This window comes from Shimia haliotis (genome assembly GCF_900114415.1).
Lineage (GTDB): Bacteria > Pseudomonadota > Alphaproteobacteria > Rhodobacterales > Rhodobacteraceae > Shimia > Shimia haliotis.
Genome location: NZ_FOSZ01000001.1, coordinates 22,419 through 43,980, shown reverse-complemented (window position 1 = coordinate 43,980; position 21,562 = coordinate 22,419). Strand labels below are relative to the sequence as shown.

General features: G+C 59.0%; 20 protein-coding genes. 10 read left to right on the top strand and 10 right to left on the bottom strand.

All coding sequences use genetic code 11. The features are described from left to right. Positions 1 to 37: 37 nt before the first annotated feature. The 3 genes from napA to napF are packed head-to-tail and all read right to left on the bottom strand — an operon-like array spanning position 38 to position 3,346. Positions 38 to 2,527, bottom strand: coding sequence for a nitrate reductase catalytic subunit NapA (gene napA, locus BM069_RS00215; protein ID WP_093318808.1), 2,490 nt, complete (start codon positions 2,525 to 2,527; stop codon positions 38 to 40). A gap of 14 nt (positions 2,528 to 2,541) precedes the next feature. After that, a complete protein-coding gene (locus BM069_RS00210) occupies positions 2,542 to 2,751 on the bottom strand; it encodes a chaperone NapD (RefSeq protein ID WP_244503485.1) in 210 nt (69 codons plus the stop codon). 13 nt (positions 2,752 to 2,764) lie between these two features. Further along, positions 2,765 to 3,346 (bottom strand): ferredoxin-type protein NapF, encoded by a 582-nt coding sequence (gene napF, locus BM069_RS00205; RefSeq protein ID WP_280137027.1) that lies wholly within the window; start codon positions 3,344 to 3,346, stop codon positions 2,765 to 2,767. Between the two features lie 476 nt (positions 3,347 to 3,822). Between napF and pcaF the strand changes: the two genes are divergently transcribed. From pcaF to BM069_RS00175, 6 genes are all read left to right on the top strand, one after another. Beyond that, positions 3,823 to 5,028, top strand: coding sequence for a 3-oxoadipyl-CoA thiolase (pcaF, locus tag BM069_RS00200; protein WP_093318802.1), 1,206 nt, complete (start codon positions 3,823 to 3,825; stop codon positions 5,026 to 5,028). Positions 5,029 to 5,056: 28 nt separating this feature from the next. After that, a complete protein-coding gene (paaA, locus tag BM069_RS00195; RefSeq protein ID WP_093318800.1) occupies positions 5,057 to 6,034 on the top strand; it encodes a 1,2-phenylacetyl-CoA epoxidase subunit PaaA in 978 nt (325 codons plus the stop codon). Positions 6,035 to 6,045: 11 nt separating this feature from the next. After that, complete coding sequence (paaB, locus tag BM069_RS00190; protein WP_093318798.1) at positions 6,046 to 6,330, top strand: 1,2-phenylacetyl-CoA epoxidase subunit PaaB; 285 nt, start codon at positions 6,046 to 6,048, stop codon at positions 6,328 to 6,330. Then, positions 6,330 to 7,094 carry a 1,2-phenylacetyl-CoA epoxidase subunit PaaC gene (paaC, locus tag BM069_RS00185; protein ID WP_093318796.1) on the top strand — a complete coding sequence of 255 codons (765 nt, stop codon included), beginning with the start codon at positions 6,330 to 6,332 and terminating at the stop codon, positions 7,092 to 7,094. The genes paaB and paaC overlap by 1 nt, the downstream gene beginning before the upstream one ends. Positions 7,095 to 7,214: 120 nt before the next feature. Beyond that, positions 7,215 to 7,676, top strand: a complete 462-nt coding sequence (gene paaD, locus BM069_RS00180; protein WP_093318792.1) for a 1,2-phenylacetyl-CoA epoxidase subunit PaaD — start codon at positions 7,215 to 7,217, stop codon at positions 7,674 to 7,676. A 12-nt stretch (positions 7,677 to 7,688) separates the two neighbouring features. After that, positions 7,689 to 8,768: a 2Fe-2S iron-sulfur cluster-binding protein gene (locus BM069_RS00175; RefSeq protein ID WP_093318790.1), complete on the top strand. Its 1,080-nt coding sequence runs from the start codon at positions 7,689 to 7,691 to the stop codon at positions 8,766 to 8,768. Positions 8,769 to 8,775: 7 nt separating this feature from the next. Here BM069_RS00175 and BM069_RS00170 read toward each other — a convergent pair whose 3' ends face one another. Further along, positions 8,776 to 9,156 (bottom strand): hypothetical protein, encoded by a 381-nt coding sequence (locus tag BM069_RS00170; RefSeq protein ID WP_139216106.1) that lies wholly within the window; start codon positions 9,154 to 9,156, stop codon positions 8,776 to 8,778. Between the two features lie 208 nt (positions 9,157 to 9,364). On the opposite strand from BM069_RS00170, the gene BM069_RS00165 reads away from it, so the two are divergent. After that, positions 9,365 to 9,787, top strand: a complete 423-nt coding sequence (locus tag BM069_RS00165) for a PACE efflux transporter (protein WP_093318785.1) — start codon at positions 9,365 to 9,367, stop codon at positions 9,785 to 9,787. 42 nt (positions 9,788 to 9,829) lie between these two features. Here the strand turns inward: BM069_RS00165 and BM069_RS00160 are convergent, their stop codons facing one another. Genes BM069_RS00160 through paaI form a run of 3 tightly spaced genes read right to left on the bottom strand, consistent with a single transcriptional unit; the run spans position 9,830 to position 12,209 of the window. Next, entirely contained in the window at positions 9,830 to 10,426 is a 597-nt protein-coding gene (locus BM069_RS00160; protein WP_093318782.1) for a TetR/AcrR family transcriptional regulator, read from the bottom strand. A gap of 15 nt (positions 10,427 to 10,441) precedes the next feature. After that, positions 10,442 to 11,755 carry a phenylacetate--CoA ligase PaaK gene (gene paaK / locus BM069_RS00155; protein WP_093318779.1) on the bottom strand — a complete coding sequence of 438 codons (1,314 nt, stop codon included), beginning with the start codon at positions 11,753 to 11,755 and terminating at the stop codon, positions 10,442 to 10,444. Positions 11,756 to 11,783: 28 nt separating this feature from the next. Further along, a complete protein-coding gene (gene paaI / locus BM069_RS00150) occupies positions 11,784 to 12,209 on the bottom strand; it encodes a hydroxyphenylacetyl-CoA thioesterase PaaI (RefSeq protein WP_093321124.1) in 426 nt (141 codons plus the stop codon). A 106-nt stretch (positions 12,210 to 12,315) separates the two neighbouring features. Here paaI and paaZ point away from each other — a divergent pair, with 106 nt between their 5' ends. Beyond that, positions 12,316 to 14,346: a phenylacetic acid degradation bifunctional protein PaaZ gene (gene paaZ, locus BM069_RS00145; RefSeq protein WP_093318777.1), complete on the top strand. Its 2,031-nt coding sequence runs from the start codon at positions 12,316 to 12,318 to the stop codon at positions 14,344 to 14,346. A gap of 140 nt (positions 14,347 to 14,486) precedes the next feature. Beyond that, positions 14,487 to 15,530, top strand: coding sequence for a tRNA 2-selenouridine(34) synthase MnmH (mnmH, locus tag BM069_RS00140; protein WP_093318766.1), 1,044 nt, complete (start codon positions 14,487 to 14,489; stop codon positions 15,528 to 15,530). Here the strand turns inward: mnmH and selD are convergent. The 3 genes from selD to BM069_RS00125 all read right to left on the bottom strand — a co-directional run bounded on the left by selD (position 15,511) and on the right by BM069_RS00125 (position 20,158). Beyond that, positions 15,511 to 17,688 (bottom strand): selenide, water dikinase SelD, encoded by a 2,178-nt coding sequence (selD, locus tag BM069_RS00135; RefSeq protein ID WP_093318763.1) that lies wholly within the window; start codon positions 17,686 to 17,688, stop codon positions 15,511 to 15,513. The two genes, mnmH and selD, sit on opposite strands and share 20 nt — an antisense overlap. 115 nt (positions 17,689 to 17,803) lie before the next feature. After that, on the bottom strand, positions 17,804 to 18,190 hold the full coding sequence (locus BM069_RS00130) for a carboxymuconolactone decarboxylase family protein (protein ID WP_093318761.1): 387 nt from the start codon (positions 18,188 to 18,190) through the stop codon (positions 17,804 to 17,806). Between the two features lie 174 nt (positions 18,191 to 18,364). Continuing rightward, positions 18,365 to 20,158: a DMT family transporter gene (locus tag BM069_RS00125; RefSeq protein ID WP_139216105.1), complete on the bottom strand. Its 1,794-nt coding sequence runs from the start codon at positions 20,156 to 20,158 to the stop codon at positions 18,365 to 18,367. A 251-nt stretch (positions 20,159 to 20,409) separates the two neighbouring features. Between BM069_RS00125 and BM069_RS00120 the strand changes: the two genes are divergently transcribed. Continuing rightward, on the top strand, positions 20,410 to 21,492 hold the full coding sequence (locus BM069_RS00120; RefSeq protein ID WP_244503484.1) for an alcohol dehydrogenase family protein: 1,083 nt from the start codon (positions 20,410 to 20,412) through the stop codon (positions 21,490 to 21,492). Positions 21,493 to 21,562 lie beyond the last annotated feature (70 nt).

Below are 21,562 nucleotides of genomic sequence, written 5' to 3'. Positions count from 1 at the left end.
GGCTTGGCTTTCTGGCTGAGCCTAGGGGGAAGAGCGCTTAAACGCGCTCAACCTTACAGGCACATTTCTTGAAGTCCGTTTCTTTGGAGAGCGGGCAAGTCGCATCAAGCGTCAGCTTGTTGATCAGCTGGCCCTCATCAAACCACGGCACAAACACCAGACCTTTTGGCATCTTGTTACGACCACGGGTTTCCACGCGGCTGTGCATCTCGCCACGACGGGTGGAGATCACGATCTCCTGGCCACGGCGCAGGCCTTTTGCCTTGGCGTCATCGGGGTGCATATAGACCACCGCATAAGGGAAGGAACGGTGCAGTTCAGGCACACGACGGGTCATCGAACCGGAGTGCCAGTGTTCAAGCACACGGCCGGTGACAAGCCACAACGGATAGTCTTCATCAGGGCTTTCAGCGGCTGGTTCATAGGGGGCGAAAATGATGTTCGCCTTACCATCGGGCTTGCCATAGAACCGCACGCCTTCGCCTTCCGGCACATAGGGGTCATAGCCTTCGCGGAAACGATAGAGGGTCTCTTTGCCGTCAACCACGGGCCAGCGCAGACCGCGGGCGTTGTGATAGACATCAAAGTCCGCCAGATCGTGCGCTTTGCCACGACCAAAGGATGCGTATTCCTCAAACAGGCCTTTCTGCACATAGAAGCCAAAGTCCTTGGATTCCGAGTTGTTGAACCCTTCGGCAGTCTCGCTGAGCGGGAACTTGTCCACCTGACCGTTGGCATAAAGCACTTCGTAGAGTGTTTTGCCTTTGTATTCCGGATTGGCATCCAGAATGTCCGCCGGCCAAACCTCGTCAGTGGTGAAGTACTTGGAGAACTCGATCAGCTGCCACACGTCGGATTTCGCCTCACCGGGCGCATCCACTTGCTGACGCCAGAACTGGGTGCGGCGCTCGGCGTTGCCATAGGCGCCTTCTTTTTCCACCCACATCGCAGTCGGCAGGATCAGGTCAGCAGCCAGCGTGGTCACGGTCGGATAGGGATCGGACACCACGATGAAGTTGTCTGGATTACGATACCCCGGATAGCCTTCCTCGTTCATGTTGGGCGCAGCTTGCATGTTGTTGTTGCACTGGACCCAATAGGCGTTGATTTTGCCGTCCTTGAGGTCGCGGTTCTGCTTCACAGCGTGCGAGCCCACTTTGGCATTCAGGATACCCGACGGCAGCTTCCACTTCTTCTCGGAAATCGCGCGGTGCTCATCATTGCCAACAACCATGTCGGCCGGCAGACGGTGGGCAAAGGTGCCCACCTCACGTGCGGTGCCACAGGCAGACGGCTGGCCCGTCAGCGAGAAGGGCGAGTTGCCCGGCTCGGAGATTTTGCCGGTCAGCAGGTGGACGTTGTACATCAGACCGTTCACCCAGCTGCCGCGGGTGTGCTGGTTAAAGCCCATGGTCCAGAGCGACATGATCTTGCGGTTCGGATCCGCATACTGCTGCGCCAGACGCAGCAGCTTGGCTGCCGGAACACCGGAGAGTTCTTCGGTTTTCTCCAGCGTGTATTCGCTGACGTATTCCTTGTAGGCGTCAAAATCGAGAGGCTCGAGTTTGCCGCTGTTGGGGTTCGCAGCCGCAAGTTGCAGCGCATGTTCGTCACGCAGACCATAGCCGATGTCGGTGGCAGTCTTCGTGAAGTTCACATGCTTGTTCACGAAGTCCCAGTTCACCGCATCGTTTTCGATGATGTAGTTGGCGATGTAGTTCAGAATCGCCAAATCGGTCTGCGGCGCAAAGATCATGCCGTTGTCGGCCAATTCAAACGAGCGGTGCTCATAGGTCGACAGCACATGCACCTCAGACCCCGGCTTGGTCAGGCGGGTGTCGGTCAGACGCGACCACAGGATCGGGTGCATCTCGGCCATGTTGGAGCCCCAGAGCACAAACGTATCTGCATGCTCAAGGTCGTCATAGCAGCCCATCGGCTCGTCAATGCCAAAGGCGCGCATAAAGCCGACCACAGCGGAGGCCATACAGTGACGCGCGTTAGGGTCGATGTTGTTGGACAGGAAACCCGCCTTCATCAGCTTGGCGGCGGCATAGCCTTCCCAGACGGTCCACTGACCGGACCCGAACATGCCGATGCCTGTCGGACCTTTCTCCTTGAGAGCAGCCTTGAATTTCTCGGACATCACCTGAAAGGCTTCATCCCAGCTCACCGGTGTGAACTCGCCCTCTTTGTCATAAACGCCGTTGGACTTGCGCAGCAGCGGCGTCGTCAGGCGGTCTTCGCCGTACATGATCTTGGACAGGAAATAGCCCTTGATACAGTTCAGGCCACGGTTCACGGGCGCTTTGGGATCGCCCTGTGTGGCCACAACGCGGCCTTCCTTGGTGCCAACCAGAACAGAACAGCCGGTGCCGCAGAAACGGCAGGGTGCTTTGTCCCAGCGAATATCAGGCGTGCCGGCTTGCGCCTTGGCGTCCTGCGGCATGGTGATGCCGGCAGCAGACGCCGTCGCGGCGGCGGCGGTGGCCTTTAGAAAAGTACGGCGAGACGTTGGCAAAGTCATGAGCTAGTCCTCCTTTAGAGCGGTTGCGATGCGGTCGCATCCGCGCCGCTGGGTTCGAAGTGGTGATAAGTAAGCGTGACCGAAAGCACGCCTGGAATGTTGTGCATGTCCATGATCTGTTCGGAGGCCCGTTTGCCCTCGACATCTTCAACGGTCACAACAAGGCGACCGTTTTCTTCGGCATGGACTTCGCCACCCTCGGTGGCTTCAATGGCGGCCTTCACTGCGTCGACCTTCTTAGGCGTCGCGTGGACCAGACATCCGCATATGTTCATTCTTAATACTCGCTGGCTGATTGTTGCTGGCGTTGAAATCACTCTGCTCTGCCCCTTGGAGCATCTCAAAGCTGATGGCCCCGGACGGGCAGGATGCTGAACAGGCGCCACAGCCCGTACAGCTTTCGATGTCGATGATCGGCTGGCTGCGCCCGCCGGTCTGCAACTGAAAGCGGATCGCGCGTTCGTCGCAGTGGTCTTCACAGGTCCGACAGGCGACGGCTTGAAGGGACAAGCAGGTCTCGCCCACCTTCGCGCGCCATTCCCAGCCCGTCGCGGGCACGATCGCTCCCGCCTCACAAGCGGTGGCACACTCTCCGCAGAACGTACATTCGCGGCGGGTCAGATCCACAATGGGAAACCCTTCGTCGTCGGCAGTGATGATGGCTTGGGGGCACACAGCGGCGCAATCGCCGCATCGGGTACAGGTATCGGCAAACTCGCCAGAAGTGATCGCACCAAAGGGACGCATGACTGTGCTGCGTTCAAACTGTCCCTTAAGGAACGACCGCCTTTGCGGTGAATGCGGACTTGCTGCCCTCACGTCATTGAGACCTTACATAAATTTTTAGTCCAAAGCCTGAACTGGTCGTAAAGTAAATTTCGGTCCTAAAACTTGATTCAGATCATGCCGGATAATTGAGCAGGCGCGAAGGACTTTCTGAGTCGGTGCTCAAAGGTGGTCTTTCAGTCACATTCAAAAAAGCAAATACATTTAACTCTTTGTCCGTGATCCCGCCATAATCCAACCTACGTTGATCCTAAATTATGCCGCTGGAATATACCTTTGTGACAAGGGGCCAAACACGTGCCTTGCCGCAGTGGCAGCCCCTCAAAACCATCAAACCCTTGGCCACAAAATAAACGCGAGAATTCAGGGTGAATCCCCCATTGCGTTACATATTTTTGAAATAGGTGCGTCAGATGTAACTTAATTCTTGCATCGAATCGCGTGGCCAAGTACCCCCGAAAAACGGTCTCACAGCGAACAGGACCGCAGAACGACCCTGAGGAGGAAACATGACCCAAGCTTTCATCTGCGATGCGACCCGAACTCCGATCGGTCGCTACGGCGGCGCGCTGTCTTCGGTGCGCACGGATGATCTGGCCGCCCTGCCGATCGCCGCATTGATGGCGCGCAACCCGCAGGTCAACTGGGCCAGCTTGGATGACGTGATTTACGGCTCCGCCAATCAGGCGGGCGAAGACAACCGTAACGTGGCCCGCATGGCCGCGCTTCTGGCGGGCCTACCGACCGACGTGCCAGGTGCCACCATCAACCGTCTCTGCGCCTCCGGCCTTGATGCGGTTGGCATGGCGTCGCGTGCGATCCGCGCGGGTGATCAGGACATGCTGATCGCGGGCGGCGTAGAAAGCATGAGCCGCGCGCCCTTTGTGATGGGAAAGGCCACCACAGCTTTTTCGCGTGCGGCCGAAGTCTTTGACACCACCATCGGCTGGCGCTTCATCAACAAAAAGATGAAGGCGCAATACGGCGTCGACTCGATGCCGCAGACCGCTGACAACGTTGCAGCGGATTACAACATCAACCGCGCCGATCAAGACGCCTTCGCCGCCCGCTCCCAAGCCCGCTGGGCCGCCGCGCATGAGGCTGGCGTCTTTGCCGACGAAATCACCCCCGTGACCATCCCGCAGCGCAAAGGCGACGATCTGGTGGTGGACACCGACGAACACCCGCGTCCGGGCACAGGTGCCGACAAACTGGCAAAACTGCGCGGCGTGAACGGGCCAGACCTGACCGTGACCGCGGGCAATGCCTCCGGCGTGAACGACGGCGCCGCAGCACTTCTGATCACCAGCGAAGCCGCCGCCGCGAAAAATGGCCTGACCCCGATGGCGCGTATCGTCGGCATGGCCTCCGCCGGTGTCGAGCCACGCATCATGGGCATCGGCCCCGTGCCAGCCACCCGCAAGGCGCTGGATCGTGCGGGCCTCACCATCGAGCAGATGGATGTGATAGAATTGAACGAAGCCTTCGCCGCTCAGGGTCTCGCGTCCCTGCGCGAACTTGGCGTCGCGGACGACGCGGCCCACGTGAACCCCAACGGCGGCGCGATTGCTCTTGGCCACCCGCTTGGCATGTCCGGCGCGCGTCTGGTGATGGCGGCAGCTTACCAACTCAAACGCACCGGCGGGCGTTATGCGCTCTGCACCATGTGCGTCGGCGTCGGCCAAGGCGCAGCCCTGATTTTGGAGCGGGTGTAAGCCCGTCCCCCAGTAGGAGGAGACCCAAATGTACGCACAGATGATCAAGTCCGAGGCGTCCAAGGACGACCCCGAGAAGCTCGCCGAGTTTCAGGCGAAAATCGACGCCGACATCAAGGTCGAGCCGCGCGATTGGATGCCCGAGGGCTATCGCAAGACCCTGATCCGCCAGATCGGCCAGCACGCGCATTCCGAAATCGTCGGCCAGCTTCCGGAAGGCAACTGGATCACCCGCGCCCCCACGCTGGAGCGCAAGATGATCCTTCTCGCCAAGGTGCAGGACGAGGCGGGCCACGGCCTCTACCTTTACGCCGCCGCCGAAACGCTGGGCGTGAGCCGCGATGAGCTGACCGAAATGCTGCTGGACGGTCGGATGAAATACTCCTCCATCTTCAACTACCCGACACTCAACTGGGCCGACATCGGCGCCGTCGGCTGGCTGGTTGACGGAGCGGCAATCATGAACCAAGTGCCGCTGCAACGCACTTCCTACGGCCCCTATTCCCGCGCGATGATCCGCATCTGCAAGGAAGAGAGCTTCCACCAGCGTCAAGGCTACGACATCATGATGAAGATGGCGCAGGGCACCGAGGCGCAAAAGAAAATGGCACAGGATGCGCTCAACCGCCTCTGGTATCCGTCCTTGATGATGTTCGGCCCCTCGGATGCGGAATCCGTGCATTCCACACAAAACATGGCGTGGAAAATCAAGATGAACACCAACGACGAGCTGCGCCAGAAGTTTGTGGATCAGACAGTGCCACAGGCCGAATACCTTGGCCTGACCATCCCCGACGAGAACCTGAAGTGGAACGAGGACAAGGGCGGCTACGACTATTCCGACCCGGACTGGACCGAGTTCTTCAACGTGCTCAAGGGCAACGGCCCTTGCAACACCGACCGCCTCGAGGCCCGCAACAAGGCTTGGGACGACGGCGCATGGGTGCGCGACGGGTTGATGGCCCATGCCGAGAAAAAACGCGCCGCCAAAACCGCCGCAGAATAAGGAGACACCTCATGTCTAAAGAATGGCCCCTCTGGGAAATCTTCATTCGCGGCCAGCACGGCCTGAGCCACCGTCACGTCGGTAGCTTGCACGCGCCAGATGCCGAAATGGCGATCAAGAACGCCCGCGACGTCTACACCCGCCGCAACGAAGGTGTTTCGATCTGGGTGGTGGAAGCCAACAACATTTCCGCGTCGTCGCCGTCGGAAAAAGGCCCGCTCTATGAGCCGTCTGAATCCAAAGTCTACCGCCACCCGACCTTCTTCGACATTCCTGACGAAGTGGGGCACATGTGATGGCAAACGTAGACAAGGAAATGCTCGCGCAGTTCCTGCTGCGCATGGGCGACAACAGCCTCATTCTGGGCCATCGCGTCAGCGAATGGTGCGGCCACGCGCCGGTGCTTGAAGAAGACATCGCGCTCGCCAACACGGCGCTTGACCTGATCGGGCAAACGCAACTCTGGCTTGGCTATGCCGCCGAGGTGATTGGCGACAAGACCGCCGACGATCTGGCCTTCCTGCGCGATGTCTGGGACTTCCGCAACATCCTGCTGGTGGAACTGCCCAACGGCGATTTCGGCCAGACCCTGATGCGCCAGTTCCTGTATGACGCCTATCAATCGATCCTGCTTCCCCGCCTTGCAAAATCCAGCGACCCGCGCGTTGCCGAGATTGCCGAGAAGGCCAGCAAAGAAGCGGCTTATCACGTGGAACGCTCCGCTGACACGGTGGTTGGCCTTGGTGACGGCACTGAGGAAAGCCACGCGCGGATGCAAACGGCACTCAACAAACTCTGGCCCTATGTGGGCGAAATCTTCGCCAGTGATGCGGTGGACGCCGCGATGGCCGCCTCAGGCATCGCGCCCGATCCCGCCTCTTTGCGCGCGGAATATGACGCGCTTGTGGGCAACGTGATGGCAGAGGCCACGCTGACCATCCCCGAGGGTGACTTCGCCCATCTCGGCGGACGCACGGGGGCCACCCACACCGAACACCTCGGCCATTTGCTGACACAGATGCAATGGCTGCAGCGGGCCTATCCGGGGGCCAGCTGGTAAGTCGATGCTGCCGTCGCGAGCAACCATAAAGGGCGGCGCCCGACCGCGGGCGGAAGCGAAGCGCCCGCCCATGGGGGCGGTTGGGCGCTGCCCGGCGTTCCGCCGGTCGGGAGATCAATGATGCCCCGCCCCTCCACCGACACCGTTTGGGACTGGCTACACGCCGTGCCTGATCCCGAGATTCCGGTGATTTCCCTCACCGACCTCGGCATCATCCGCGACGTGGCCTACGAGGGCGAGACACTCGTGGTCACGGTCACGCCAACTTACTCGGGCTGCCCTGCGACCAGCATCATCAACCTGGACATCGAAACCGCCCTGCGCGGCCACGGTGTCGAAAATCTTGAGCTGCGCCGCCAACTCAGCCCCGCATGGACCACCGACTGGATGACCCAATCCGGTCGCGACAAGCTGGAAGCTTACGGCATCGCCCCGCCGCAACCCGCTGGCGGCCCCGACAAGTGCCCGCAATGCGGCAGCCAACACGTTGAGAAAATGAGCCAATTCGGCTCCACCCCCTGCAAGGCCCAATGGCGCTGCACCGCCTGCCTAGAACCCTTTGACTATTTCAAGTGCATCTGAGGAGAGACCCCGATGGCCCAATCCCCGCGCTTTCATGACCTCAAGGTCACCGACATTCACAAAACCATCCGCGACGCCGTCGTCGTCACGCTGGCCCCCGTCAATGGTGCCGCCGAGCATTTCGACTTCACCCAAGGCCAATACCTGACCTTCAAACGCGATTTTGACGGCGAAGAGCTGCGCCGCTCCTATTCGATCTGCGCCGGTAAAGATGACGGCATCCTGCAAGTCGGCATCAAGCGCGTTGACGGCGGGGCGTTTTCCACTTGGGCCAACACCGAACTTCAGGTCGGCGACACCGTACAAGCCATGCCACCGATGGGCGGCTTTTTCACCGAGCTCGATGAAGCGAGCGAAAGACACTACCTCGGCTTTGCCGGCGGCTCCGGCATCACGCCGGTTCTGTCCCTGATCAAGACCACGCTGAAAGGTGAGCCGCAAAGTTCCTTCACCCTGATCTACGCCAACAAAGGCGTACACACGATCATGTTCCGCGACGAGCTCGAAGACCTCAAGAACATCTACATGGGCCGCTTCAACGTGATCCATGTGCTCGAAAGCGACGCACAAGAGATCGACCTCTTCACTGGCCTCGTGACCGAGGAGAAATGCGCGCAGCTGTTCAAGACAGGCTGGATCGACATCACCGCAATCGACACTGCCTTTATCTGTGGACCTGAGCCGATGATGCTCGGCATTGCCAAGGCGCTGAAGGACCATGGCCTCGCGGAAGAGCAGATCAAATTCGAACTCTTCGCCTCCGGCCAACCCGGCCGCGCCAAACGCCGCGCCGCCAGCCTTTCGGCCGACGCCAAAGCGGTCACAGCCAAAATCACGCTTGATGGCGCGACGCAAACGGTGGAAATGGATCGCGACACATCGATCCTTGATGCCGCACGCGCGCACAATCTGGATGCCCCCTTTGCCTGCAAGGCGGGGGTGTGTTCCACCTGCCGATGCCGCATCATCGAGGGCGAAGTGGAAATGGAAACCAACCACGCGCTTGAGGACTATGAGGTCGAAAAAGGCTACATTCTAAGCTGCCAGTCCTACCCACTCACCGACAATGTGGTGGTAGACTACGACCAATAACCGCGCCCTAGAAACCCGCGTCGGTGCCAGGCCCCGGGCTTGGCACCACGGTTGCACCTGCGGTACCTGGTGCGTTGACGTTGCTGGTCAATCCAAGACCCGCGCCAAAATCCAGCCCCTGCGTATTGAAGTCATAACCCAGACTGAGATCCACAAAGAAATCTTCATCCAGATAAGCGGCGCCGACGTTTGGCCGCCAACCTTTGCTGCGGAATTTGTAATCAAGCCCAAGAGACAGTGCACCACGCTCCGCGCGATCATCGGAAAACACCCTCACGCCAAATGCCACGTCACCATCAAAAGTATAGCTGATACCAAACCCGAATGACGGGTCCGCTTTGGCCACAGCGGGGCTCAAACAGCCCAGCGCGACAGCAAATACTGCCATGTTCCTAAAAACCATAATAACACCATAAATTGTATCAATAGCGCAAAATAACGCTGCAAAGCCTTTCTGGCAAAGGCGATTTTCCCCACCTGCCGCTCCGCAAGGAAGAAAATCCTGCGCGACAGGCTTGCCTTTCGTCTGATCCCGCTCAATTTAGGGCGCACTCCACGCCCGTGCCCTCCGGCAAGCTCAACGAAAGTCCCGTCACATGCGCACCTTTGCAGATCGCATCCGTCATATGGTCCTGTTTGAAGGCATCGCGCTGTTCCTGCTGGTTGCGGGCGCGACGCTGTTTTCCGAATTCGACGTGAAAATGTTCGGCGCCTTTGGTCTCATGATGAGCCTCTTGGCGATGTTGTGGAACCTGATTTACAACTGGCTTTTTGACCTTTGGGACAGGCGTGTTCGCAATTTCGCACCGCGTACACCGTTGCTACGCGTTGCGCATGCCATCTTGTTTGAGGTCGGTCTGCTGATCGCAGGCACCCTGCTGGCGGTCTGGTGGCTCGAGATTTCGCTGTGGCACGCTTTCGTGCTCGACGTCGGCCTGTCGATCTTCTTTGTGATCTACGCCTATATCTTCAATTGGACCTACGACACGGTTTTTCCACCGCCCCACGCGCGCGCCTGAAGCTGATCGTGGCGGTCACACGTCCTGCACGCCTCAGGCCCGTTACAGTCCGCGAATGCCCCGCAAAACCAGATCCGTGACCAAAAGCGCATAGCCCTCGCGGTCTTTGCGCGACGCGCCCTGCTGCCAAAGGTAATAGGTATTGAGCATACCGAAAATCGACATCGTGATGCCCCGCAGCTTGACCTGATCATGCACCAAGACATTCTGGCCGTTGCGTTCCACCACGTCGTTGACAAAGGCTACAAGATCGCGCTGCACCGACTTCAGAAGACCCTGCTGCTCGATGCTAAGGCTGCTAAGATTATTGGTCTGAACCCTGTGAATTTCATCTGAGCCCTCATAGGCCAACAGAATTTCCCGCACCACATGATAGAGCGCTTCTTCAGGCGCCAATTCAGACAGCTCCAGCGCGCAGATGCGATCCCTGAGCCCGACGAGGTATGTCTCAAGCGCGTCAAACAGGATCGCTTCCTTGCTGCCATAGTAATGATAGATGTTCGCCTTCGAGATCCCACAGGCCTCAGCCAGCTTGACCATCGAAACACGATCGTACCCTTCAGTCGCAAACAGTTTGGCCGCAGTGTCCAGAATATGGCTGCGCTTTTGATCGTGGTCTTTTGCAATAGTCCGCGCCACAATTCGCTCCTTATTTCACTGTTCGACATCCCGGTTGTCGACGACTCGCCGGGCCTTGCCCTGACTGCGTTCGACATCACCCGAGTCTCCCACGATGATTTCGGTGGAAATACCTACGATATCTTTAATGCGTTTGCTTAACATCCGCGCTGCTGCGGTTTTTGACAGATTATCCATCGCATCTGGCATGGCTTCCACATGAATCCGCATCGCATCCATGTGTCCGGACTTGAAAAGCTCGATCTGATAGTACGGCGCAAGCCCCCCTGTCGCCAGAACCTGTTCCTCCACCTGACTGGGAAAAACGTTCACTCCGCGCAGGATGATCATATCGTCAGACCGCCCTGTGATTTTGGCCATCCGCCGCATCGACCGCGCCGTTCCAGGCAACAGTTTGGTTAGGTCGCGCGTGCGATAGCGGATCATTGGCAGGCCTTCTTTGGTCAGGGTGGTGAACACCAATTCCCCTTCCTGCCCGTCTTCCACAACCTCCCCAGTCACCGGATCAATGATCTCGGGATAGAAATGGTCTTCCCAGATCACCGGCCCGTCCTTGGTTTCAACGCATTCGTTCGCCACCCCTGGCCCCATGATCTCGCTCAGGCCGTAAATATCCACCGCATGCATGTCAAAAGCCGCCTCAACCTCGCGGCGCATACTGTCGGTCCACGGTTCGGCCCCAAAGACACCCACCGACAATGAGGTTTCACGCGGATCGATACCAGCCTTGTGAAAGGCTTCCAGAATATTGAGCATATAGGACGGCGTCACCATGATCCCGTCAGGCTGGAAATCCGTGATCAGGCCCACCTGTTTCTCGGTTTGCCCACCCGACATCGGCACAACGGTCGCACCAAGGCGTTCAATCCCGTAGTGCGCGCCAAGCCCACCCGTAAACAGACCATACCCATAGGCGTTGTGAACAATGTCACCGGCCCGCAGGCCGCTCGCACGCAGGCTGCGCGCCACCAGATCGGCCCAGTTATCGATGTCCTTCGCCGTATACCCCACAACCGTCGGCTTGCCGGTGGTGCCGGAGGACGCATGCAGGCGCATGATTTTCTCGCGCGGCACAGCAAACAGCCCAAACGGATAATTCGCCCGCAAATCATCTTTGTAGGTAAATGGGAATTTCGCGAGATCAGCCAGCGAAGTGAGGTCATCGGGATGCACCCCTGCCTCGTCAAACCGCTGTTTGTACATGGGCACGTTGTCATAGGCATGACGCAGAGACCATTTCAGCCGCTCAAGCTGAAGTCCGCGAATTTCGTCCACCGAGGCGATCTCGATCGGATCCAGCTCCTCGCGCCGTGGTGTAAGATCTTTCATTGGCGCACTCCTCCCCCAGTTCTGCGTCTTATTCTTCAAACAAATGACCACGGATCGCGCGGCTCGCGCCGCGGAATTCCGCAATCACAACAGCATCCTGATTGGTCACCGTCACATCATAAAGCCCGCTTCTGCCGCTTAGGCTCACTTCACGAGCATGAGCTGTCAGAACATCGCCTTCGCGCCCGGGTGCGAGATAGCTGATCTGGTTGTGCTGCGCCACGGTGGCTTGGTTGCGGCTGTTGCAGGCAAAGGCAAACGCGCTGTCTGCCAGCGTGAACGTCAGCCCGCCGTGACAGATGCCGTGCCCGTTGCAAAACTCAGGCCGCACGGTCATCGTCAGGGTTGCCGTGCCTTCGCCGATCTCGGCAATCTGCATGCCCAGAAACTGGCTTGCTTGATCCGGACCCCACATCGCCTCGGCAGATTTCTCCGCCCGTTCCTGCGCCGTCATCTCTGCCATGCTATCCTCCAATCACCACCGTCCGTCCACTTGCATTGACCGACCGGTTGGTCAATAAATGCGCAACACGGCCGAGTCGTCAAGGGGAGAGCACGTCATGACCATTCAAAATGTTTCCAGTTTTGCCAAGGGCGCATGGGTCGCCCCGGGCGCAGGGGCGCGCAACATCGCCTCGGCCATCACCGGCGATGTGATCGCCAGCGCAGGCAACGATGCGCTCGATGTGCAAGGCATGCTGGCCTATGCGCGTGACGTGGGCGGGCCAGCCTTGCGCCGCATGACCTTCCACGACCGCGCCCGCATGCTCAAAGCACTGGCGCTGCACCTGCGCGAACACCGCGACGCGCTCTACGAGCTTTCCTTTAATACCGGTGCGACACAGGCAGATCACGCGATCGACATCGATGGCGGCATCGGCACCATGCTGGTTTTTGCCTCTAAAGGCCGCAAGGAGATGCCCGACAGCCAAGTCTTTGTGGACGGCGAAATCGAGCACCTCTCGCGCAACGGCACCTTCTTGGGCCAGCACATCTGCACCCCCCTGCAAGGCGTCGCGGTACACATCAACGCCTTCAACTTTCCGGTCTGGGGCATGTTGGAAAAACTCGCTCCCACGTTGCTTGCGGGTGTTCCGGCCATTGTCAAACCGGCGACGTCATCGTGCTATGTCACAGAACTCGCAGTGAAAATCATGGTCGAGAGCAACATCCTGCCAGACGGCGCATTGCAACTTGTCTCAGGCGGGCTTGGCGACATGCTCGATCATCTGACCTGTCAGGATGCCGTGGCTTTCACAGGCTCTGCCGACACCGCGCTGAAACTGCGCTCTAATCCAAAAATCCTCGGCAACTCCGTGCGTTTTACGGCCGAGGCCGACAGCCTCAACTGCTCCATCCTCGGCCCAGACGCAACGCCGGATACGCCGGAATTTGAACTCTTTATCAAAGAAGTCAGCCGCGAGATGACAACCAAAGCGGGCCAGAAATGCACCGCCATTCGCCGCATCATCACACCAGCCTCCGTCACCGAGGCCGTGATTGACGCGCTCTCCGCCCGCCTTGCGAAAACCGCCATCGGCGATCCCCGCCTTGAAACCACACGCATGGGGGCTCTGGTTTCCGCCGGCCAAAAACGCGACGTGCTTGAAAAAGCCGCCCACCTCGCGACCGAGGCCACGCGCGTCTTTGGCGATCCTGACGATTTCGCGGTCGAGGGCGCTGATCCTGAAAAAGGCGCCTTTGTCCCGCCGATGCTGTTTTACTGCGACAGCCCCGACACCGCCTCCGCCGTGCACGACACCGAGGCGTTCGGCCCTGTCAGCACCGTCATGAGCTATCGCGACGTTGATCACGCTATTGCACTGGCCAATCGCGGTATGGGCTCGCTTGTGGCCTCCGTCATCACGCACGACACCGAGGTCGCCCGCGAGGTCGCCTTGGGCGCAGGCGCCTTCCACGGGCGGATCTATTTCAACAACCGCGACAGCATGAAAGAAAGCACCGGTCACGGCTCCCCCCTGCCCCATATGGTGCATGGCGGCCCCGGGCGCGCTGGCGGCGGCGAGGAACTCGGCGGTATCCGCGCGGTGAAACACTTCATGCAGCGCACAGCCATCCAAGGCAGCCCCGACATCCTGACCGGCGTCACTGGCCAATGGGTGGCGGGAGCGACCGAGATCGACGCAGGCGAACATCCCTTCACCCGCAAATTCGGCGAGCTGGCCGTGGGGGAAACGCTCCACACCGCGTCGCGCACAGTGACGCTAGAGGACATCGAACATTTCGCCAATTTCACCGGCGACACGTTCTATGCCCACATGGACGACGCTGCTGCCAAGCGGAACCCCTTCTTCCCGGGCCGCGTCGCGCACGGCTATCTGCTGCTGTCCTTTGCCGCGGGTCTCTTTGTGGAGCCCAACGAAGGGCCGGTTCTGGCCAACACCGGCCTGGACGGCCTGCGCTTTATGAAACCGGTCTCAGCCGGCGACGCCATCAAGGTCCGCCTGACGGTGAAGAAAAAGACCAAGCGCAACGACGAATACGGCGAGGTCCGCTGGCACGTTACCCTGACAAATCAGGACGACGAACAGGTCGCGGAATACGAACTTCTGACCATGAACGCGTTCTAAATCAAAGGCTGCGCCTTCCCTAAAGGGGGATCAGGCGCAGCCCATGCAAGAAGCCGGCGCAACAGAGAAAGCCTCCGCCCCTTCCCCTTCCGCCGCAATCCACTATACCAAGGCCAACGTTTCCAACCGGACGCCTGCTGATGCCCTTCGCGCTGACCAAACTTGCCGATCTGGCAAAGCTGCCTTTTGACGAGATCATCGATGTGCGCTCCCCTGCCGAGTTCGCCGAAGACCACATTCCCGGCGCCATCAATCTTCCCGCCATGAGCAACGACGAACGCGCGCGCGTCGGCACGATCTACGTTCAGGAAGACCCGTTCAAAGCCCGCAAAATCGGTGCCGCCATCGTTTCTCGCAACATGGCGCACCATCTCGAAGGCCCGCTCGCAGACCGAGAGGGCGCTTGGAAGCCGCTGGTCTATTGCTGGCGCGGCGGTCAACGATCCGGCTCCGTCGCCATCATCCTCAAACAAATCGGTTGGCGTGCCGACACGGTCGAGGGCGGCTATCAGGCCTACCGCCGCCTTGTCTCCCGCGCACTATACAGCTCCGACATGCCCTGCCCCGTTGTGGTGATTGACGGCGGCACCGGCACCGCCAAAACCCGCCTGCTGCATCACCTCGCACAACAGGGTGCGCAGGTGCTGGATCTCGAAGGTATGGCAGAGCATCGCGGATCACTCTTTGGGTCCGTGGGCGACCGCCAGCCCAGCCAGAAAGCTTTTGAAAGCCGTCTTGCTATGGGTATGGCTCGTCTTGACCCCACCCGCCCAGTCTATGTGGAGGCCGAAAGTTCCAAAATCGGCCGCCTGATCATTCCGCCTACCCTTTGGCAGGCTATGATACAGGCCCCTAACCTACGCCTTACCGCGCCGCTTGCTGCGCGCACAAACCACTTGCTGACGGCCTATCCCGACATGCTGGATGACGCGGATAAACTGGATGCGGTTCTGGAGCAACTCGCCCGCTACCACGGCCACGAGCAGGTTGCCGACTGGCGCGCACTCGCCGCGGCGGGCACCTTCGAAACTCTTGCCGAGCAGCTCATCAAAACCCACTACGACCCGCGCTACACCCGCATTTCCCGCGCCCATGCGCCGGATGCGGAGCCGATGGATTTGCCTGACCTTTCAGAGACCACCCTCACTGAGACCGCCGCGCGGATCATTGCTTCAGAGCAATAGACGCCGGCCCGCCGCTGAACCGCCCGATCACTGCTGCCTCATGGCCAAGCGCGCGCAGCTGCGTGACCAGCGCTTCGGCCTCTGTTGCCGCAACCGCTGCCAACAGACCGCCTGCCGTTTGCGGATCATGCAGCAACGCGGCCTTGGCGCTGTGATTTCCAAATACCGGTGCGGCATCGGCGTTGCTCTGATAAATCGTGCTGCGATGACCGCCTGCGGCCAACGCCTCGGCCCCTGCGTAAACCGGCACCGCATCCAGATCGATTTCCGCGGCCACCTCTGATGCACGGCAGATTGCCATCAAGTGCCCTGCCAATCCGAAACCGGTCACATCCGTCATCGCATGCGCATCCTGCAAAACCGCTGCCGCGTCCCCCTGAGGTGTGGCCATTGTCGCCAACATCGCCGCCACATCGCGCCCGCCTGCGCGGGCCTGCATATCCGCCGCCAAAACCGTGCCCGACCCGATCGGCCGCGTCAGAACCAGCGCATCCCCCGCCCTTGCGCCTGCGTTGGAAATGGCCGCGCCATCCAGCAATCCGGTCAGCGTGAGACCCATGGTCAGCTCCGCCCCCATCGTGGAGTGCCCGCCGACAATCTCGGCCCCGCTGCCGGACAGAACATCCCCTGCCTCACGCAAAATCTCCGCCATCGTGCGGGCCTGAAGCGACTCTGCCATCCGCGGCAAAGTGATCGACAAAAGCGCGGCCTGTGGCGCGGCGCCCATGGACCAGATGTCTCCCAGCGCATGAACGGCTGTGATCCGCGCCATCAGGCCGGCATCGTCGATAAAGGCGCGCAAATGGTCGGTGGTCATCACCTGGATTGCGCCGCCAACCCGCAACACCGCCGCATCATCACCCGGCCCCGTGAGAACATCCGCCCGACCAACACGGGGCACGTCTTGCAAGGCACTGGCCAATGTCCCGGCCCCCACCTTGGAGCCGCAGCCACCGCACAAAGGCTGCTCCAGCCGCTGCCCAAGTGCTACTTCGCGCGGGACTGCGGCCTTCATCACCGGAAAACGGTCAAACTGGCGCATAAACTTGCGGTCGATCCGGTCCTTCCAACGCCACAACGGTGCCTTGACACCAGTGCCTGCGAAACTGCGTCCGAACTTCGCCGCCAACGCCTTCTTCCCTCCCAAGGAAATCAGCTTGAGATAGTCCTCCTGCGGCTTGAACGGTTTCGATTTTTTGCCGGTCAGTGCCGCCCGCAAATTATGGGCCAGAACCGGCGCAGCCCGCACCGCGAAAACCCCCGCCTTTGGACGTGGATTGCCGACCATATCCGCGCAATCCCCAACGGCAAACAGATCGTCAAATCCTTCGGCCCGCAGGTGGTCATCAACCCGCACGAACCCCTGATCCGTCAGCGGCAAGGGCGCGCGCGCCAGCCACGGATGGGCAAACCCGCCGGCGGCAGCCACCGTGAATTGGCTCGCCACACGCCGCCCGTCCGACAGGGTCACACCATCCGCGGCCACCTCGACCACGGTCGCGCCTGTCTCAACTTTCACCCCATGCTTCACCATCGCCTTGCGCAAAGCCACATCCGCCCCCGCCGCCTCGCGCGCGATTTCGTCTGAGGCCTCAAGCACCGTGACCTTGGGAACCGCCCCTTTGGCCTTCAGCGCATGCGCCATTGCCAAGGCAAGTTCTACTCCAGCGATGCCGCCCCCGATCACCACCACTTCTGGTGTGAGAGCGCCCTCAACGCGGTTCAGAAACGACGCCCATTGCGCCGCATAGCGATCCAGAGGTTTGGCCCCGACCCCATGTTGGGAAAACCCTTTGATATTGGGCAATTCGCCGTGAATGCCAACATCCAGAGAGGCAACATCATAGCCGATCTCGCCTCGCCCTTGAACGGTGATTGTGCGGGCCTGCGGGTCAATCGCCGTGGCCGGTGCCATGATCAGCCGCGCTCCGGCAAACCGCGCCAGCTTAACCAAATCGATTTCCAGATCGTCCCGCGTATAGTGACCTGCAATATGGCCAGGCAACATACCGGAATAAGGCGCCGTCGGCCCCGGATTGATCAACGTCAAGCGTGCGCCCGCAAGCGGCTTCATGCCCCACATCCGCAACGCCAGCGCATGAGCATGCCCGCCGCCTACAAACACAAGATCACGGGTCAACGGCTGAGGGCTGTGCATAGTGGGCATCCAAAAAACTAGGCTGCTCTAAGGCTTACCGGATCGCGCGCGCCAATCAAAGGCCGCGCGCTGTCACACCTGCGTAAGGCGCGCATACCCGCGCGTCTACATACGCTTAGATCAGCCCACGCTCTTCCAGAACGCGCCGCGCCACGCGGAAACACTCAACCCCCTGCGGCACGCCGCAATAGATTGCCACAACGTGAATAATCGCCCGGATTTCCTCGACGCTGACCCCGTTGTTGAGCGCGCCCTTCAAGTGAAGCTCCCACTCCGCCATTTTGCCAAGCGCCCCGATCATGCTCAGGTTCATCATCGACCGCGTCTTGGCATCAATGACATCATCGCCCCAGCCAAACCCCCAGCACCAGGTTGTCATGGCCTCCTGGAAGGGTTTGGAAAACTCATCCGCCGCCGCCAGATTGGCCTCCACATATTCAGCGCCCAAAGTCGCCTTTCGCTGTTCCAACCCGATCAGAAAAAGATCCTCGTCAAAACTCATGTCTCATCTCCCGGCGTGACCGCCATTGTTGTTCACACAATCCCCAAAGCGCCCCGCGCTCTTGTCACCGCCATAGACCGATTTCGGGATTTCGCCAAACAACACGTGACCTTTGACCCTCCGGCCCACAGCCTCGTCGACAAAAGGCTAGTCCCGTGCCAACGTCCGACGGTCTCAAAAATGCCCGTCAGAAACAAACTCGATAACCAACAGCCACATCAGCGCGAAAATTGCAAAATTCAGAAACGTCGCAACGATCCGCCATCCCAGCCTTTGAGAAGCCAAAGTTCGCTCCAGCGCCTCGACTTCCGCCTTGTCAGAGTTCGGTCCAGCATCCAAAGCCGCGAGGTTGTGAGCGACGGCTGCTGGGATCTCACTCGCATTTTTGGTCGGATTTAAAAATGACGGGAATTTTCCCAATTGCACATTGCGTATAAACTCGTTGGACACAATTTCGTTGCCAAAATAATTGATGTGGATGACCCGACCAACGATCGAGAAAACGACAAAAGAAAGCAAAGCAACCACGGCCAAAACTGTCGGGTCAGTAGAGGCCCCGATCGCCGCCAATGCGGTTGCACCTGCCGACAGCACCAACGCGAAAATCTCAAAAAACCCAAATGTCGGCCTAAGCAAGTATACACACTCCGCCGCCGCCTTTTCGGCCTGATACGCAACCTCATCGACTTTTGGTGCCTTCAAAGATCGCAAGGCCGTTTTGGCTTCTTGGGAAAAGATTGAAATCTTCCCGCGGCTTTCGGTCCGCGCTCCATTGCGCACAACATCATGCACATACTCCAAAAACTCCTTGTAGACAGTTCTGGAGACCGCACCGGCCCGAGGTTCATCCAGCTCATCAATCTCAGCCTGAAGCGACAAAACAAAAAACACGATTGAATGGAACTTCTCCGAAATCTTCGATCTGCGATCCATCAATCTTGGAAGGGTAATACCAACAAATAAGGCAAAAAATGCAGGAATGGATGCCAGATAGATCGATACATCAATCGTCAAATCCAAGGCCTGCCGCACGTATATCCATGACAACATGTAAAAGGCGCAAACCGCAACCACCAGCAACTGAACATGCGAAACAAGTAAACGACTGGTAAGAACGTTGGACACAATCACCAAGACAATACCAAACCATGCCCCGCCCGGAATACGACCATCAATAAAGAAACTCATCAAAACAACAGCAATGACCGGACTAAAATACGACACACTGGAAAGAAACGCAGTATTTGTCCCGTCGGCCGCTTCGGCAAACAACTTGTTGGCAATTGAAATCGACAGAATGCCCATGATAAACGCGGGAAAATAGTCTTTTGCCTCCGCAAGTGGCTCAATCGACAGCGTCGCAATAGCCCCTGCCGAACACAAAACAAAGCCAATAATGGAAGACAGTTTCAGGGCAGCAGACTTAGAGAAATACGTTTTCTCTTCCGAGTACCGCAAAATGCCAAAATAGATCGCAGGCAATACGGCGGCGACAAAGGACAACGCAAACTCGGATTCATCCGTGTCTGCGCTCACATCCCTGCCAGAAAAAACAATGAAAGACACCCCCAGAAAGGCCACCGCCAGTACCGGAATGTCAACAAAGTAGTTTGCGCCTCTATCACCAAAAAACTTGGTGTGAGTCAGATACAATATCATGGGCCACAAATAGTTTATGACCAAAGCCTCAACCGGCCTGTAATGATAAATGCCGTAAAACCATACAAAATAGTACAAGATAAACAGCAGAGAAAAGATCAGCAACATAATCAGAGACCGGCCGCGAAGCCGCGAAACGTCTTGAAAAAGTGTCTTTATCTGAAGTTGCCCCAAGACCAACCATGAAAAGAGCGCTCCACCAAATAGACAGGCCAAAACACCAAACAGATTGTCCGCGCCAATCCCCAAAACCGCAACAGGTCCGGAAAGCCCCCAAAGCACTGCGGCTGAAATTGCCCTTGCCTTCAAATCCCAAGTCTCCAATTTTGACCCGACCCACCAACGGCGGTATCAAGCAAACAGTTCTTAGCCTAATGCTCTCCGTTGCCGTTCGAAAGTGGTATCACATCGCCACTGAGAATTTTCCTGTCTAGCTTTGATGCCCGCCACAAAGTACGGCCGTCCCCACGTCTCCCCTTGAAGAAAACCGGCGGACAGTGTCACACTTTGCGCTCACGACACCTCAAAACCCGACGCACCTGCGACAAAGGACAACTCGGATGACCATCCCAAGCAAAATGAATGCGATGATTCTGACCGGACACGGCGATCTGGACAAATACGAATGGCGCACAGATTGGCCCGTGCCCACGCCTGCGGCGGATCAGGTGCTGGTCAAAGTGGGCGCCTGCGGCATGAACAACACCGACGTGAACACCCGCGCGGGCTGGTATTCCAAGGCCGTCACGGGCGCTACGGACACGGCCACCGAAGAAACACCCGACGGCGACGATCCGGCATGGGGCGGTGCGCCGATCACCTTCCCCCGCATTCAAGGCGCGGACGTCTGCGGTGAAATCGTCGCTGTTGGCGCCAAAGTTGATCCCGCACGCATCGGCGAGCGCATCATCACCGACAACTGGCTGCGCGATTCCGACGATCTGCAAAACAAAAACAAGACCGGCTATTATGGCTCCGAGCTTGACGGGGGCTATGCGCAATACACGGTGCTCCCGTCACGCAACGCGTTGGCGGTTCACTCCGATCTGTCAGACGCCGAACTTGCGACGTTCTCCTGCTCTTACTCCACCGCCGAGGGCATGCTCGAGCGCGCACAAGTCACCGCCAGCGACACCGTTCTTGTGCCTGGCGCGTCCGGTGGTGTCGGCGGCGCTCTGGTGCAGCTTGCCAAGCACCGCGGCGCGCGCGTGATCGCGCTCGCAAGCCCCGCCAAACACGCAGAGGTTTCGGCCCTTGGCGCGGATCGAGTGCTGCCACGCACGCCTGACAATCTGAGCGCTGATCTCAAAAAAGAAACCATCACCGTGCTTGCGGATGTCGTTGGCGGACCCTTTTGGTCGACGCTTGTGGATGTGCTTGAACGCGGTGGGCGCCTGACCACTTCCGGAGCCATCGCCGGCCCCATGGTCGATCTGGATCTTCGCACGCTTTATCTGCGCGACCTGACGTTCACCGGCTCCACCGTCATCGATCTTGCGGTCATGCCAAATCTGATCCGCTATATCGAAGCCGGAGACATCCGTCCAAGCCTTGCCGCGACCTATCCTCTGGCCGATCTCAAGGACGCCCAATCTGCCTTCATCGCCAAAAAGCACACCGGCAATATTGTGGTCCTGCCATAAAGACGGTCCGCCCACACAAAGCAACGCGCGCCCGGATAACATCAGATGACCCCGGGCGGCGCACCGACGT

What these genes read in the sequence shown, in the direction of transcription:
- napA (WP_093318808.1), bottom strand. Translation starts at nt 2,527, where the DNA reads ATGACTTTGCCAACGTCTCGCCGTACTTTTCTAAAGGCCACCGCCGCC.
- pcaF (WP_093318802.1), top strand. Translation starts at nt 3,823, where the DNA reads ATGACCCAAGCTTTCATCTGCGATGCGACCCGAACTCCGATCGGTCGC.
- paaA (WP_093318800.1), top strand. Translation starts at nt 5,057, where the DNA reads ATGTACGCACAGATGATCAAGTCCGAGGCGTCCAAGGACGACCCCGAG.
- paaB (WP_093318798.1), top strand. Translation starts at nt 6,046, where the DNA reads ATGTCTAAAGAATGGCCCCTCTGGGAAATCTTCATTCGCGGCCAGCAC.
- paaC (WP_093318796.1), top strand. Translation starts at nt 6,330, where the DNA reads ATGGCAAACGTAGACAAGGAAATGCTCGCGCAGTTCCTGCTGCGCATG.
- paaD (WP_093318792.1), top strand. Translation starts at nt 7,215, where the DNA reads ATGCCCCGCCCCTCCACCGACACCGTTTGGGACTGGCTACACGCCGTG.
- BM069_RS00175 (WP_093318790.1), top strand. Translation starts at nt 7,689, where the DNA reads ATGGCCCAATCCCCGCGCTTTCATGACCTCAAGGTCACCGACATTCAC.
- BM069_RS00170 (WP_139216106.1), bottom strand. Translation starts at nt 9,156, where the DNA reads ATGGCAGTATTTGCTGTCGCGCTGGGCTGTTTGAGCCCCGCTGTGGCC.
- BM069_RS00165 (WP_093318785.1), top strand. Translation starts at nt 9,365, where the DNA reads ATGCGCACCTTTGCAGATCGCATCCGTCATATGGTCCTGTTTGAAGGC.
- paaK (WP_093318779.1), bottom strand. Translation starts at nt 11,755, where the DNA reads ATGAAAGATCTTACACCACGGCGCGAGGAGCTGGATCCGATCGAGATC.
- paaI (WP_093321124.1), bottom strand. Translation starts at nt 12,209, where the DNA reads ATGACGGCGCAGGAACGGGCGGAGAAATCTGCCGAGGCGATGTGGGGT.
- paaZ (WP_093318777.1), top strand. Translation starts at nt 12,316, where the DNA reads ATGACCATTCAAAATGTTTCCAGTTTTGCCAAGGGCGCATGGGTCGCC.
- mnmH (WP_093318766.1), top strand. Translation starts at nt 14,487, where the DNA reads ATGCCCTTCGCGCTGACCAAACTTGCCGATCTGGCAAAGCTGCCTTTT.
- selD (WP_093318763.1), bottom strand. Translation starts at nt 17,688, where the DNA reads ATGCACAGCCCTCAGCCGTTGACCCGTGATCTTGTGTTTGTAGGCGGC.
- BM069_RS00130 (WP_093318761.1), bottom strand. Translation starts at nt 18,190, where the DNA reads ATGAGTTTTGACGAGGATCTTTTTCTGATCGGGTTGGAACAGCGAAAG.
- BM069_RS00120 (WP_244503484.1), top strand. Translation starts at nt 20,410, where the DNA reads ATGACCATCCCAAGCAAAATGAATGCGATGATTCTGACCGGACACGGC.